The sequence below is a fragment of the Vibrio sp. L85 genome (genome assembly GCF_963871815.1).
Taxonomy (GTDB): domain Bacteria; phylum Pseudomonadota; class Gammaproteobacteria; order Enterobacterales; family Vibrionaceae; genus Vibrio; species Vibrio harveyi.
In genome coordinates, this window is sequence record NZ_CAWMYL010000022.1 from 139362 (window position 1) to 154582 (window position 15221).

General features: G+C 46.7%; 13 protein-coding genes. 2 read left to right on the forward strand and 11 right to left on the reverse strand.

The features are described 5' to 3' along the window. Positions 1 to 4 precede the first annotated feature (4 nt). Positions 5 to 937 (forward strand): class I SAM-dependent methyltransferase, encoded by a 933-nt coding sequence (locus AACR11_RS05330; RefSeq protein WP_029789458.1) that lies wholly within the window; start codon positions 5 to 7, stop codon positions 935 to 937. A gap of 140 nt (positions 938 to 1077) precedes the next feature. Here the strand turns inward: AACR11_RS05330 and AACR11_RS05335 are convergent, their stop codons facing one another. The 3 genes from AACR11_RS05335 to norR all read right to left on the reverse strand — a co-directional run bounded on the left by AACR11_RS05335 (position 1078) and on the right by norR (position 5951). After that, positions 1078 to 2121, reverse strand: a complete 1044-nt coding sequence (locus AACR11_RS05335; RefSeq protein WP_029789457.1) for a hybrid-cluster NAD(P)-dependent oxidoreductase — start codon at positions 2119 to 2121, stop codon at positions 1078 to 1080. A 76-nt stretch (positions 2122 to 2197) separates the two neighbouring features. Further along, positions 2198 to 3859: a hydroxylamine reductase gene (gene hcp, locus AACR11_RS05340; RefSeq protein WP_005450663.1), complete on the reverse strand. Its 1662-nt coding sequence runs from the start codon at positions 3857 to 3859 to the stop codon at positions 2198 to 2200. Between the two features lie 562 nt (positions 3860 to 4421). Then, positions 4422 to 5951, reverse strand: a complete 1530-nt coding sequence (norR, locus tag AACR11_RS05345; RefSeq protein WP_029789456.1) for a nitric oxide reductase transcriptional regulator NorR — start codon at positions 5949 to 5951, stop codon at positions 4422 to 4424. 270 nt (positions 5952 to 6221) lie between these two features. On the opposite strand from norR, the gene AACR11_RS05350 reads away from it, so the two are divergent. Next, positions 6222 to 6374: a hypothetical protein gene (locus tag AACR11_RS05350; RefSeq protein ID WP_017188183.1), complete on the forward strand. Its 153-nt coding sequence runs from the start codon at positions 6222 to 6224 to the stop codon at positions 6372 to 6374. 69 nt (positions 6375 to 6443) lie between these two features. Here the strand turns inward: AACR11_RS05350 and AACR11_RS05355 are convergent, their stop codons facing one another. From AACR11_RS05355 to AACR11_RS05390, 8 genes are all read right to left on the reverse strand, one after another. After that, a complete protein-coding gene (locus AACR11_RS05355) occupies positions 6444 to 7052 on the reverse strand; it encodes a CDP-alcohol phosphatidyltransferase family protein (RefSeq protein WP_005450653.1) in 609 nt (202 codons plus the stop codon). Further along, positions 7045 to 7692 carry an ATP-binding cassette domain-containing protein gene (locus tag AACR11_RS05360; protein WP_005450651.1) on the reverse strand — a complete coding sequence of 216 codons (648 nt, stop codon included), beginning with the start codon at positions 7690 to 7692 and terminating at the stop codon, positions 7045 to 7047. Before AACR11_RS05360 ends, AACR11_RS05355 begins: the two co-directional genes overlap by 8 nt. Beyond that, complete coding sequence (locus AACR11_RS05365) at positions 7658 to 9367, reverse strand: ABC transporter permease (RefSeq protein ID WP_029789455.1); 1710 nt, start codon at positions 9365 to 9367, stop codon at positions 7658 to 7660. Before AACR11_RS05365 ends, AACR11_RS05360 begins: the two co-directional genes overlap by 35 nt. A gap of 9 nt (positions 9368 to 9376) precedes the next feature. Further along, positions 9377 to 10534: an ABC transporter substrate-binding protein gene (locus AACR11_RS05370; protein WP_026138393.1), complete on the reverse strand. Its 1158-nt coding sequence runs from the start codon at positions 10532 to 10534 to the stop codon at positions 9377 to 9379. A gap of 335 nt (positions 10535 to 10869) precedes the next feature. Next, positions 10870 to 11547, reverse strand: coding sequence for a TVP38/TMEM64 family protein (locus AACR11_RS05375; protein ID WP_005450645.1), 678 nt, complete (start codon positions 11545 to 11547; stop codon positions 10870 to 10872). Between the two features lie 55 nt (positions 11548 to 11602). Further along, the gene (locus tag AACR11_RS05380) at positions 11603 to 12373 is read right to left on the reverse strand and encodes a (Fe-S)-binding protein (RefSeq protein ID WP_079325588.1); all 771 of its coding nucleotides are present in this window, start codon (positions 12371 to 12373) and stop codon (positions 11603 to 11605) included. Then, positions 12370 to 14166 (reverse strand): FAD-dependent oxidoreductase, encoded by a 1797-nt coding sequence (locus AACR11_RS05385; RefSeq protein ID WP_005450642.1) that lies wholly within the window; start codon positions 14164 to 14166, stop codon positions 12370 to 12372. The genes AACR11_RS05380 and AACR11_RS05385 overlap by 4 nt, the downstream gene beginning before the upstream one ends. Positions 14167 to 14187: 21 nt before the next feature. Continuing rightward, positions 14188 to 15171 (reverse strand): sulfurtransferase, encoded by a 984-nt coding sequence (locus AACR11_RS05390; protein ID WP_009698149.1) that lies wholly within the window; start codon positions 15169 to 15171, stop codon positions 14188 to 14190. Between the last annotated feature and the right edge of the window lie 50 nt (positions 15172 to 15221).

Genomic DNA, 15221 nt, shown 5'->3' on the forward strand with positions numbered 1-15221 from the left:
TTCGATGCAAGCATCACAACTTCCGCTGTTTTTCCAGCATCTAGAAGCGGAGCTAACACAAGCTCCCAATGAAATCCGCCGACTGTTTCACGGTCGCGGTCGCCGCTTCGAAGGTTTAGAGCAAATCACATGTGATTGGTTACAAGGTCAGTTGATCATTAACCTATTTAAAGAAGTCGATGAGACGTTTGTTTCTGAATTAAAAGCTGGTTTAAATACGCTTTCTGAATCTGCGCTGTGGGCAGAGAAACAGGGTCGCACTATCGTGATTCAACACCGTTATGCTGACGGCGCACCTTCAGAAATTCTGTTGGGTGAGCTAGATGCTCGACCTGTGGTTGAAGAAAGTGGCTTGAAGTACCAGCTAGATATCGGTCGTAACCAGAACTTCGGTTTGTTCCTTGATATGCGCTACGGTCGTGATTGGGTTCGTGAAAATGCCAAGTACAAAAATGTACTTAACCTGTTCGCTTATACTTGCGGCTTTTCTGTGGCGGCTATTGCTGGTGGTGCCGATAAAGTCGTAAACGTGGATATGGCAAAAGCGTCGCTTTCGAAAGGTCGTGAGAACCATAAACTGAATGGTCATAACATCAACCAAGTGAGCTTTATGGGGCACGACATCTTTAAGTCGTGGGGGAAGATCAAGAAGTCAGGTCAGTACGATATGATCATCATTGATCCACCATCATTCCAAAAAGGCAGCTTCGCGTTAACGAAAGACTACAAAAAGATTCTACGCCGTTTGCCAGATTTGCTAGCAAAAGGTGGACAAGTTCTCGCATGTGTAAACTCGCCATCGGTGACCAGCGATTTCTTGATTGAAAGCATGAAGGAAGAAGCGCCTGAGCTGACATTCCGAGAGCGTTTGGACAATCCACCAGAGTTTATGGATGTAGATAGCGAAGCTGCACTGAAGGTTCTGCTGTTTAGCTGAGTTTAAAGCGAGGTTCCCAGCTCAGTCGTTTTTCCTTATAGAGAATCTCTATCAAATGCTTCGCGTCTTGGTAGAATTACAGTCTGCGATAAACAAAAAGCGCCGAGCACGGCGCTTTTTTAATGTTTGTATCAACCGCTTTAACCAATCTGAACTTCGAGGTCGGATTCAATCGTCGAAGAACAGGCGAGTACATAGCCTTGTTCAATTTCTTCCGGTGTTAATGTTTCAAGGCTGGTTGAAGAAACACTGCCTTTGCGAACCTTACACTTACAAGAGCCACAAATGCCACTTCGACAAGCGACGATCAACGGTAACCCTGCGCCTTCCAACACATCAGCAAGGACTTGACCTTTTTGTGCATCAATCGTTTGAGCAAAGTCGGGGACTGACACACTTGCCGTTTCATCTGACACTTCAGCTTCTTCACTTGCTGCTGGTGTAAAGCTTTCTTGGAAGAAGTTAGCCATATCAAAGCCAAGCTCGGTCAAATAACCTTGAACATCGAGCATGAACTGGTTTGGACCACATAGATAAACCGTGCGCTGATTAAAATCTGGGACCAACTCCTGAAGCCATTCCTTACTGAGTCGACCTTCAGGGTACTGTGTCTCACCGCGATTTTTTAGTAACAGCTTCAAGTTAAAATCTGGGTAAACCGAGTGGTAAGTCTCTAGCAAATCAAAGTAAATCGTTTCTGGTTGAGAGCGAGCGATATGCAGAAATTCGATATCCACTTCTTGATCATTGCTCAGCCATTGTTTTGTCATCGCGAATACGGGAGTGATGCCGCATCCAGCACTGATCAGCAGGGCTTTCTTTTTACCATCTAGCGTGATTGGTGGATGGTCAACACAATTGAAATCACCCGTTGGTGGAAGAGCTTGAACTGTGTCTCCAATCAACAGTTTATCGATGATGTAGTTTGATACCTTCCCGCCGTCGACGCGTTTAATGGTCAGTTGTAAGCAATCATCGCCGGAAAGGGAACTGAGTGAATAGGCACGGAATTCCATCTTGCCATCGATTTCAATGCCAAGATTTATGAACTGACCCGCTTTAAATTCAAACAAAAGCGATTCAGATAAGTCTGCCAGCTTGAGGCTCACTGCATCGGCAGTCTCGTGATATTTATCTACACAGCGTAAGGTGACAGGTTGACTGCCTTGCCATTCAAAAAACATAACAATCTCTTTGGTTGTCGAGTACTCAATAGATAAAAGCGCCCCCAATTAAGGAGGCGCGTGATAAGCAAGGTGATTACGCTGCTAGGATAGTTTTAAGGTCATCTTGAACATTACCAATGCTGCGCATATCGAACTTCTCTTGGATAATTGCAATCAGGTTTGGCGTCAAGAATGCAGGCGCTGTTGGACCTGTGTAGATGCCTTTCACGCCTAGTGCGAATAGCGTAAGTAGGATCACAATCGCTTTTTGCTCGAACCAAGAAAGAACAAGCGTAAGAGGAAGCTCGTTGATGTCGCAGTCGAATTCTTTCGCAAGGGCTAATGCCAGCTGAATTGCTGAGTATGCATCGTTACATTGACCCACATCCAATAGGCGAGGGATGCCATTAATGTCGCCAAATGTATTTTTGTTAAAGCGGTATTTACCACAAGCCAGCGTTAGGATTAGCGTATCTTCTGGTGCTTCTGCAGTGAAGTCTGTGTAGTAGCTACGTTCTGCTTTGTCGCCATCACAACCACCTACTAGGAAGAAGTGTTTGATGTTGCCTTGTTTCACTTGGTCGATAACCGCAGGAGCCGCGTTCATCAGTGCGTTACGTCCAAAACCAACCGTGATGTTGTGCTCGATTTCGTCGTGTTGGAAGCCTTCTTGTGCCAATGCACACTCGACTACTTGGCTAAAATCATCACCTTCTAGGTGAGCGACACCTGGCCAACCGACAATGCTACGAGTGAATAGACGGTCTGCGTACTGACCCACGTTCGGGTTCAATAGGCAGTTTGAGGTCATCACAATCGCGCCAGGGAAGTTGGCGAATTCTTTCTGTTGGTTCTGCCACGCGCTGCCGTAGTTACCTACTAGATGAGGGTATTTCTTCAGCTCTGGGTAGCCGTGTGCAGGCAGCATCTCACCGTTAGTGTATACGTTAATGCCTTTGCCTTCGGTCTGTTGCAAGATTTTTTCTAGGTCGTGAAGGTCATGACCAGAAACAAGAATACATTTGCCTTTGACTGGCTTAACGTTAACGGTTGTTGGCTCTGGGTGACCGAACGTTGCTGTTTCACCGTGATCCAGCATTTCCATCACTTTGTAGTTCATAAGACCAATACGCATTGAGCAATCTAGCAGTTCGCCTAGATCTTCAGGGTCAGTACCCAACCAAGCCATGATTTCGTGGTATTCGGCGAAGATGTCATTGTTAGTTTGCTCAAGTACGCGTGCGTGTTCCATGTACGCAGCTGCACCTTTTAGACCGTATAAGCAAAGCAGACGTAGACCGATAACGTCTTCGTGTACTTGGTCTTTACCGCGGTTTACTGCAACTTGAGGAGCAAACGCCAAAATTTCCTCTGCGCTGTTTGGCAACTCGAAGTTCGCTACATCAGGAATGTTCACTAGCACTTCATCTGTAAGAGCTGCTGCTGTCATCGCTTGGTCTTTTAGCAGCGCTTTGTAAGTGGCTGCTTGAGAAGTCAGCTCAAGGATACGTTCTGGGTCAAAGTTTACGTTGGTCAACGTAGAGAAGAATGCTCTTGGAGCCCACTGGTTGATTTCATCATTGATGATATTGAATTCAAGCGCGCGTGCTGCCCAAAAAGAAACCCCTTGCAAAGTGTAAACCAACACGTCTTGTAGATCGGATACCTCTGAAGTTTTGCCACACATACCTTGTGCGAAAGAACAGCCTTTTACAGCCGGGGTTTGGATTGTCTGTTCACATTGAATACAGAACATATTGGGTTCTCCAGTGATTGTAGTAATAGTCGTTTTGTTTTCTCCAATAGAGCAGAATGCGTGCCAATAATTATCTCTTTGATTTTTAATGGCTTTATGTGTTTTTGAGTATGTCGCTGATGTGATTTTTACAACGTAACTGATGTGTAAATAACAACGGTGTATTTGAATTGGTGATAAAAGCGACGCGCGAGAAACGTTTTAACGGGCGATAGTAGAAGTGCTTGTTAAACAGGAGATAAGTTATTGCGGTTTTGTGAAGGCAAGAGATTCCCGATTGCGCTCCTTAGTCGCTGTCGGGAATGACGCAATAAGGCAACTGAAAACTTGATGAGTTTAAAGAGTTATAAGAAAGCTGAGACTTGAGCGGTTTAATTATTACGAATGAGGAAGAGTAAGTGAAATACGAGAAACCAGATGGGACAGTTAGCCCAAGTACATTGGTGTTGGGTGTCATTCCGGACGAGCCAGAGTGAGTCATCCGGAATCTCTTTGTTTGCTATCGAGATGTTTGCTATCGATAAAAGTAAATCGTTGTTTCACAAGGGCGAAGCGGGAGCCTCTATTTATTAATGCCGAGCTTTTTACCCATGCGATATAAGTTGCCTCGATCCATTTGTAAAAACTCCGCTGCTTTTGCCCAAACACCGCCAGATTGGCTCAATGCGTGCTCAATCAAGTCATGTTGATAGCGCTCCACCAACTCGCGCATCGGCTGGCTCTCTCTAGGCAAGTAATGCGATGTGCTTTTTACATCATCTAACGCGAGTGAAGTGTCAAAGTGATTGAGCATGATGGTGCTATCGCCTTGCTGAATGGCATGTAATGCCGCTCGCGTTAAGGTATGCTCAAGTTCTCGAACATTACCGTACCAAGGCAGAGACTCTAATTGAGTCAGTACCTTAGGGTGAACATGAAGGTTTGGTGCGTTAAATTGCTGGCGCACTTTTTCCAGTAAGTATCCCGCAAGAACTGGAATGTCGCCGTCACGCGCGCGCAGTGGTGGCACTTTGATGGGAAACACGTTCAATCGATGGAACAAATCAGCGCGGAATGTGCCAGTTTCCACTTCTTTTTCTAACTGTCGGTTAGTGGCTGCGATGATACGTACGTTCACCATCAAATGCTGATCGCTGCCCACACGTTGCAGCTCGCCTTGCTGAATAACGCGCAGTAGTTTTGCTTGTAAAACTAAAGGCAATTCACCCACTTCATCTAGGAAGATTGTGCCGCCATCAGCTAGCTCGAACTTACCTGCACGGTGATTATTGGCTCCGGTGAAAGCTCCCTTCACATGGCCAAACAGTTCGCTCTCCGCCAGGCCCTCGGGCAGAGCGGCACAGTTCACGTAGATCATCGGCTTATCGTTGCGATGAGATTGAGCGTGAACCGAATGAGCGACAAGTTCTTTACCCGTACCGGTTTCTCCAGATACCAATACCGCGTAATCCGATTGTGCAACGGTTGCTATATTATTTCGTAACTGATTGATCTGTGGACTTAAGCCAACCATGTCACCATGTTGTGATCGCGCTTGTTGAATCAGGGTTTGTGTAACGCTTTTTTGCTTTTGGCTTTGTGCTTTGAGGGCTTTTAATTGTGCAATGTTGCGCAGTGTTGCCGCCGTTAGTGCCGCGAAGGTTTCGATAGCTACTGGGTCGATATGATCAAACGCGCCAACCGCAAGTGCATCCATGGTTAATGCCCCGACAAGTTGCCCTTCAACATATAAGCTAAAACCCATACAGTCATGGACATCAATGCATTGGTCTTCGGTCAATAATGTCCCGTCAAATGGGTCGGGCAGTGCACAGTCGGCATCGAAGCGAACAGGCTCACGGCTGTGGATAATGGCGTCTAAGCGCGGATGGGCTTTAGGAAAATAACGGCGACCGAGTACTGAGTTTGACAAGCCTTTTACTGCAACCGGCGTTAGAAAGCCATCCTCATCGAATATGAACAAGCAACTCGCATCACAAGGGAAGACTTGTGCGACCCCATCAATCAGGTTTTGGTATTGCTGCTCATGAGAGCGATTTGAGCTCAAATTGAGTGCGATATTGAGGAGTACATGGTCAACAGTAGGAGTCATAACAAGCCCAGAGTTATCTTGAATGGGCTCATGCTAGCAACTTGATGTCATTTGAACATCGAAAGGTGAAATAGATTGATGTTCCATTGACGACGATCAAGTGACACGCCAGAACTGTGATACAAATAAATGCAACTGGTTGAGTTTAATGAATTGAGAGCAAGGATCGCTCCACTTCTAAGGAACATATCCTAAATTGGAACTTCAGCATTGACCTCAAGTTAACTTGAGCTTCTATCCTCGATTTGAAAAACGTCAGGAGGGTAGGTTATGCAAAACGATTACATTAAAGAACTAGCGGTGAAGAGCTATCAAGAAGAGCGACAAAAAGAGTATTTTCGAGCTAAGCAGCAGAAGTGGCATGTGCCGAGTTTTGTCTCTGGGATTGTGGTGACGCTGGTGGTGAGTGGGATGCTTTATTGAGGGAAGATTGAAAAGAGATTCCCGGCTGCATTCCTTCGTAGCAATCAGGAATCTCCCTTTAAGTTTTGTTTACGGTTTCAACGTATGAAACCCAGAGTAAATACGTGTAAATGTGGTAAACCAACACGCCGCACCAAAGATATACGCAATCACGGCAAAATGTTGTGGGAACAAACAGAACAACACGAAACAACCAATGGTCTCGGTGCCTTCTGTTAGACCGCTCATGTAGTACAGAGATTTGTGTTTGTAGACAGGGTTATCGATACCGCGTTTACCTGCCATGATCGCGAAAGCTAAGAAGCTGCTCCCCGTGCCAATAAACGAGAAGATCAAGAATGCGCCCGCGACGGCGTTTTGTTCTGGATTTGCCAACACAAAACCAAATGGAATCAAAGAATAGAACAAGAAGTCCAAGCTAATATCGAGAAAGCCTCCGGCATCGGTAATGCCTTGGATTCTTGCCAACGCACCATCTAATCCATCACAAATTCGGTTCAGCAGGATAAACGCTAATGCGAGTGTGTATTGCTCTGCCATCAATGCTGGTAGAGCAAAGCAACCAAGGGCAAAACCGAACAGTGTGGTTTGGTTAGCCGTCACGCCACATTTGTCGATCAGCTTTGCGCTTTGTGCCAGTGGCCACTTAATGATTTTGATGCTTAGGCTATCAAGCATGACTTGTCTCCCACGGCCAGTTTAGACAACGACTGCCTGCAGGGATATCGTCTTCATCGTGCGTCACCATCAACGCGGGGATATTAGCGAGTTGAAGCTGTTCCACGACCCAGTTACGAAACTGCACGCGCAAATCTTTATCGAGTTTGCTGTATGGTTCGTCGAGTAGGGCAACTTTTGGTTTCGCCAACAACATACGAGTCAGAGCGATACGGGCGCGCTGACCACCTGATATTTGATCTGGGAAAGATTCCGCGAGCTTGGTTAACGAGATGTGTTTCAATGCTTGCATCGCACGTTCTTTACGCTCAGCCCCTTTGATTGAATCAGGCAGAGCGAAGGCAAGGTTTTCCCATACGGTGAGGTGCGGAAAGAGCAAATCGTCTTGGAACAAAATACCTACCTGACGCTTATGCGCAGGCAAAGCATCCAACTTTTCATTATCGAGAGTGATTGAGCCTGAATAGTCGAACTCGGAAGATAGGTGACCAGCAATGGCATCCAATAAAGTGGATTTGCCACAGCCGCTTGGACCCATCAGGGTAACAATTTCACCTTTCTCTACCGTCATGTTGAAGGCAGAGAAAAGCGTGTCGCCATTGGTTTTATGGATGGCGAGGTTTTCGAGACAGAGACTCATTCGGTAGTAAACCTTTAATAGACAACCGGCGATACTTAACGTGTAAGCGGCTAAGTAAAATCGCAAAAGAGAAGAACATTAACGGCAAGAGAGCTTGCCAAATTGCGTAAATCGCAGTGACACGACGGTCAAAGCCACTTGATAGGGCGACCGCTTCTGTTGTTATTGTGCTGATGCGACCAGCTCCCAGCACGAGTGTTGGTAGGTACTGCGCTAAGCTGACACTAATGCCAACTGCCCAAGCAAAAGCAATCGCAGGCAAAAGAATGGGCAGTTTGACTTTTAACCAAGCCTGCATCGGTGATTTACCAAGGCTTAAGGCGACACGAGTCAGACCATTGTCGAAGCTGCGCCATGGACCGTCGAGTGATAGGTAAACAAACGGGAAAGCAAAGAAGACGTGTGCCCAACATACCCAGAACAAGTACGCGCTGCTGTCGAGGTACAGCGTGACGACTTGCATTCCAAACAAAACGGAAAGCTGCGGAATTAACATTGGCACGGCAATGATGTACCCTGGGACTTGCCAGCGGTAACGCAGTCGGTATTCGTGAGCAATCAGAGCAAGTACCAGAGCAATTGATGCGCTGATTACCGCAATCAACATGCTTTGCTCTAGCGTGCCAAGAATGCTTTGCCACTCGTATTCCCAAAAACGTAAGCTGTAACGGCTTGGCAATAAGTCAGGGAAACGCCAACGCTGTGCAAAGCTCCACACCACCATCAAAGGCACCATTAACAGTGCGAGTAGAGCAATCATAGAGAACAAGGTCTTTCCTGGTAAGCGGAAACCACTACGACCGGAGTATTGCCAGCGTTTAAAGCCTTTAGTAACGCTCCACTCTACGAGTCGAGCAAAGCCAATCAATAGGCTCGCAATCGCAAACAACACAACTGCACCCGCCGCCGCTCTTGGTAGGAGGGATAAATCAGGATCGTTAAACCACTGCCATACCAATACTGCAAAGGTAGGAGGGTTGGTTGGACCGATAATTAGCGCGACATCGACAACGGATAAGCTGTAAGCCAGCACGGCTAGCATTGGGAAGCGCAGTTTTGCTAACCATTGAGGGAAAACGCATTTCCACCAAGCTTGAGCCGAGCTATACCCCATCGAATGACTGACTTTTTCTATCTTCTCGACCTTCAATTGTTGAAGAGTCGGAATACTCATCAACAAAAGGAACGGGACTTCTTTGATGGCAAGCATGATGATCAAACCCAGTGCGTATGGGTCTTTGATCAGCAACGCTAAGTCATTCACCGTTTGCGCATTTGGATCGTAACCAAACATTTGGTTGAGTACGCGAACGCCCATACCTGTTGGTGCAAATAGGAAAGCAAAACCAATGGCGAATGCCACGTGTGGCATGGCAAGAAGCGGAGAAAGACTGACTTCGATTTTACGCCAGAATTTACTTCCCCAAGAAGCTTGCAGAATCGCAAACGTCATCAAACAAGCAAGGTAGCTACTGAAAATGGCAGAGTAGAACGTTAGACCAATAGATGTCCACACGCCTTCCCAGTCAAACACAGCATCAAAGCCATCAAGTGAAAAATGATGTAAGCCGATAGGGGGAACATAGCCGAGCGCAGAGACCACCACCCCGAGTAGACCCGGGATGGTTGGTAATATACAAACTGCGATAATAACTAGATACAGCGCTCTTAACATGGGTGATTATTAATTCCCGTAGCGTTTCAACCATTCTTTTTCTAGTGCGGCTTGCCAGCTTGGATGTGGCTCTGCAATAGACTTGAATTGTTGAGTATTTTTAGCCGTACCAGTCAGGTATTGGCTGCTTAGCACTGAAGGATCACCCCAGATGTTGATATCACCTTTACGAGATTGCGCTTCAGGACTTAATAAAAAGTTTATAGCAACTTGAGCCCCTGCACTGGCGTTTGCGTTCCAAGGGATAGCTAAGAAGTGAATGTTAGAAAGTGCACCCGCATCCATCGCATACGCTTTGGTGCTATCTGCAAGGTTGCCGCTAGATTGTGCTGAATAAACCGCATTTGGGTTAAAAGTGACGGCTAAGTCAATCTGACCATCATCTAGTAGTTGTACCGTTTCCGCTGTGCCACCCGGAAACTGCTTACCGCCACGCCATGCGACTTTGTGAAATTCATCTAGGTAAGCCCATAGAGGTTGCGTGACGGTTTTGAATGATTCGTCTGTCACTGGCTTTTGCAATGCAGGGTCGTTATTGCTCAGTTCGATCAGTAGAGATTTGATGAAACTGGTGCCATGAAACTCCGGTGGACGAGGGTATGTCAGACGATTTGGAAACGCTTTTGCGTAGCTCAGCATTTCAGCATATGAGCTTGGTGGGTTGTGCAGGGTTTCTTCATCGTAGATAAACACCAATTGACCTACGCCCCAAGGCGCTTCTAGACCATCTGTTGGTTCAGAGAAATCGACATCAACAGGCAGGGTTTTATCCACAAACTGCCAGCTTGGTAAACCTTCAACGAAAGGACCAAACAACAGTTGGTTGTCTTTCATCGATTTAAAGTTTTCGCCATTAATCCAAACCATATCAACACTGCCACCGCTGTTTTTCCCTGCGGCTTTTTCAGCAATAAGACGAGTGGTGGTTTCAGAAATATCGGTGACCTTGACGTGGTTAAGTGTCACGTTGTAGCGAGATTTAAGCTCTTTGCCTGCCCATTGGATGTAGCGGTTAATTTCTTGGCTACCACCCCAAGCATGAAAATAAACGGTCTGACCGTCGGCTTGCTGTTCTATTTTTTGCCATTCTTCAGCGGTCGAAGATGCAAAAGAGGAGGTCGCGAATGTGGTGGCTAAAATGCCAATGGTGCTAAGTAGCTTTTTCATACGTAATCCGTGTTTCTTTATCTTTGTTTTCATTTTGGAGCTTTATATTCCCATGAGGTACAAACGGCTGTTTTGGTACTCTGAATTGGGGATAAACCACGCTGGAAGCTCCGTTCCCTCTAGATGGATAGTAATCTATCTTGCTCTATTATCAACGCGAATTTGATAATAGATTCATAGAATTACTCGCCTTGTGAGGTGATACCAATCCACGTCAGTTTTTGGTCTTAAAAGTCACCAATTTAAGGGCAAAGTGTGAGCAAATCAGTAGCAATGAAAATAGTGCGACTCTCGATAAGTCGCACTATTTTGGCTTCAATAATGGATAGACCGGATTACTTCGCTAATTCTTCCATGTTGATGCCTTTTTTCTTTGCGATGTATTTTGGAATCAAAGACATGCCAAACAGCACAAGACCCGCAACCGCAAATTTTACCAACAACATTGCAGACACACCGTTTGTTGCGATGTCACCAGCCATGTAAGCAAAAATGAAAGCACCTGGCGCCATGGTCAACAGAGAAACCAGAGCGTAAGTGCCAAGGTTTAGGCTGGTTAGACCGTAAGCGTAGTTTTGTAGGCTGAATGGGAATACAGGCACAAGACGAGTCAGAATCAAGAAGCTGGTGCCGTTTGCTGCTACACCGTCATCGATTTTCTTGAATATTGGGTTGTCGCCAAACTTCTTCATGATGGTGTTACGCAGTAGGAAGCGCGCTACGATAAAGGCTGCTACTGCACCAAGCGTTGCAGAAAAGAGCGCCAATACGCCACCTTTGATAGGACCAAATACGATACCTGCCACAATGGTAAATGCGCTGCCCGGTAGTAGGAAAACACACGCAAATACGAATGCTGCTACGAATACGGCGTAACCCCACACACCAAAGCTTGCGATCCAATCTTGTAGGCTCTTGATGTCAGTGATGATTTCAAGAATGCCAGTTTGTTTTGCCGCGAACAGAGCGAGAGCTACAACAGCGACGATAAGAGCGATTTTTACGAGTTTCATAAGTTCAACTTCACTTAAACCTAATAATTAAAAAGAGATAGCGACACAGAGACAGTTACACTGACATACACTTGATCAGGCCCGCTTTTGACTTGTAGCGGTTGAACCAAGATTTTACAGGGCTTGCAAGTACGTTTACTGGCGGCTCATCACCTTGCTTGATCACAGGACCGAACATTAGATCCAGAATGTGCCAAGACTTTGTACCAACACCCATCATGGATGCACGACATGCCGAGCAATAAACCACTACGTAGTCGGTTTCAAACTCTTCAACACGGCGCTTAATTACGCGCGTTGCCACATCTGGGTTTGCAGGTACAACCATGCCGCCGAAGCCACAGCAGCGGGTGTTTTCTCGTGTGTGTTCTGGCTCAGAGGTTTTGTAACCAAGTTCGTTTAATATCCAACGGATACCGTCTTGCAGCTCTTTCTCGTAGCGAGTTGAACAAGAGTCGTGAATGGTAAACACCACGTCGCTGTTTTTGGCTTTGCCGCGCAGTTCTTCCGGTAAACCAATTTCAGGAAGTAGCTTCCACAAAGACACTGGTTTTTGTGTGCCGCCAGATTTTTTGATCATGCCGTAGCAGCTTTGACATGCCACAATCACTTCTTGTGCGTCTAGCTTGTCAAAATCAGCCTGTAGCTGACCGTAACGCTCTTTAAACTTCTCCGTTTGACCGATAGCTGCAGTCGGTTTGCCACAGCATTTTTGGACTGCGCCCATGTCTGGAAATACTTGCTTTAGGTAGCTAGCAATGGCAGCTACACCTTCAGGTGAATAGGATGGCAAGCTGCATCCTGGCATAAATACTTTATTACTCATTTTGTCGATACCGCTCGTTTTGCCATAGTGAAGATTTTTGAGAAGCCAAGCTTCTGGTGCATGTTGATCGCTTTATGACCCGGCATTGGAGATTCACCGTTGTTTGCTTTAACAAAGTCAGCACGTGCCCCTAGGAACATCTCTTTCATTGGGAAGTCTTTCGGACACACGATGGTGCATTGGTCACACGCGTTGCATGAGTAAGCCATCAGTGGATCCATCGACTTGTTGTTCACAAAGTCGGAGAAGATGGTCTTCGGACAGTCGCTGAAGTCATTCATCATGATGCACTCGGTCATACATAGCTTGCAGCTGCATTGCAGGCAGCGAGAAGCTTCTAGTTTGATTTGCGCTTCAGTAAAGCCTAAATCCACTTGTGCAAAATCCTGCTTACGCTCTTCAGCGTCACGCAATTCACCGTGTAGGCGAGGGGTATCTACCGTACCTTTTGGTAGTGGTACGTCTAGACGAGATGAGTAGCTGTATTCTTGCTCGAAGTCGCGGTCTTCAGTTAGTGGACGAGTCGTTAGGAAGCGTTCAACGCTCATTGCTGCTTTACGACCTAATGCCATCGCTTCAATTACGATGTTCCCGCCACACGCATCACCAGCTACGAATACGTCTTCTAGACTAGATGCTAGTGTTTGTTTATCGACAACGTAACGGCCACCGCGAGTTTGCTCTAGTGCACCGTCAGTAATATCTGCCACGATTTGACCCGTAGCGAAAACAACGGTATCCACAGAGATAGTTTTGCTTTCTTCGCTGTACTGAGGTGCAAAGTTGCCTTGCTCATCAAAGATCGACAGCACTTTCTTGATAGTAATGCCTGTTACTTTGCCGCTCTCGTGCTCGATAGCGACAGGTCCCCAACCCGCATGGAATTCAACGCCTTCTTCTAGTGACTCATCGATTTCGATTTGGCTTGCAGGCAGGTTCTCAAGGCTCTCAAGTGAACATTGGTAAACTTCACTTGCGCCGATACGCCATGAAGAGCGTGCGCAGTCCATCGCTACGTCACCACCGCCGATAACCATTACGCGCTTACCTGCTCGTGGGAATTGGCGAGTTTCAGAAATCTCTTTTAGGTATTCAACCGCAGAGAACACGCCATCGTTGTCATGACCCGGCAGAGGGATGATCGAACCTACGTGCGCACCATGTGCAAGTACCACCGCATCATGCTCGTTGCGTAGTGTTTCGAAACTGATGTCTTTGCCGATCTCAACGCCAAACTGAGTTTTGATTCCCAGCATCGCTAAGTAGCTGTATTCGAAATCGATAACATCGCGTGGCAGGCGGTATTCAGGGATACCAACACGCATCATACCGCCGTAAACGTCCAGCTTTTCATAGATGGTGACTTCATGACCCTGACGACGCAGTTCGATTGCCGCTTGAGCGCCAGCAGGACCTGCACCTACGATCGCGATGTGCTTGTTAGTTAGGGGCGCAATGTTTAGATCCCAGTGATCTTGGTTATCCATTTTCTCTGCGACGAAACGTTTAATCCCAGCTACGCTGATTGGCTGACCAAACTCAGAATTACGGCGACAAGACGCTTCACACGGATGTGCGCAGATGCGACCTAGTGTTTGAGGAAGGAATAGTTTGCTACGGATCAGATCCAGAGCACCTTGAAAATCACCTTCACCCGCCATGCGAACGTATTGCTTTACGTCTGTGTGCATTGGGCATGCGGTTTGACATGCCGGATCGGCATCACCCATACAGCCATCGACAATCATTTGAGCGGTGTCGAATAGCTTTTGACTAAAAATTACATTGTTCATTAACTGCTATTTCCGTGTTGATTAGCTCTTGCCGTTGATAACGTTCACTTCAGGGTTTTTCTGCTCATAGTGAGCATGGCTATACTCGATCCATGAACCGTCATAGTTGTAGACGCCTTCTGCGCCAAGTACTTCAGTAAGAATCATGGTGGTGTGGGCAGAACGAACACCGGATTGGCAATAAGCGATCACTTTTTTGCCTTTGATGATGTCGCCATAAAGAGCTTGCAGTTCTTGTGCAGATTTCAGCGTTGTGTCTTCGTTTAACGCTTTGGTCCAGTTAATGTGAACACTGCTTGGGATAGTACCCGGACCGTACGCACCAGAAACCGCAACGTCACCGTTGAACTCGTCGTTGCCGCGAGTATCTAGGATCACCCAATCAGGGTTGTTTTGCGCTGCGATAACCATATCCAGTGTCGCTAGCGTGTTGTTGTCTTGTTTTGTGTTCGGTGCTTTGTATTCAACTGCGGCAACGCTTGGGTTTGCAGAGCCAGTTGGGTAACCAGCGCCCATCCAAGCGTTCAAGCCACCGTCTAGGTAACGAACGTCTTGATGACCAAGGTTATGGATTTGCCAGTAAAGGCGAGCGGCATCGTGGTGAGAGCCTGCTGCGTAAACCACGATTGTGCTGTCAGCTGTTGCGCCGAAGCTGCCCAGAATGGTCTCCATTTCTTCGGTGTTATTGCTCATACCACCGAAGTCGTATTGACCATCAGCCGCCGAGTAATCGTTACGCCACATAGTGTAAGAGCCAGAAATAGGACTATCTGGTTTGATAGGGTTTAGCGCACCGATCACAACCACATCTTTGTCGCCGTCCATCAGCGACTTAAGTTGTTGTGCCGAAATGAAGTGCTCAGGATGAGCGTATTCTGCGAATTTCTGCTCTTGAGCAGCGGCATCCACAATCACAGCCTCAGCTGAGAACATCGTATTGTAAGCTGAGTAGCCAACCGCTGTGACAGCTGCTAACACACCCAACGCAATCGTCGATTTTTTCATGAGTTGCTTCCATATTTTAATTTAAAGTTTTGCTGCCGAATCCTCGATGT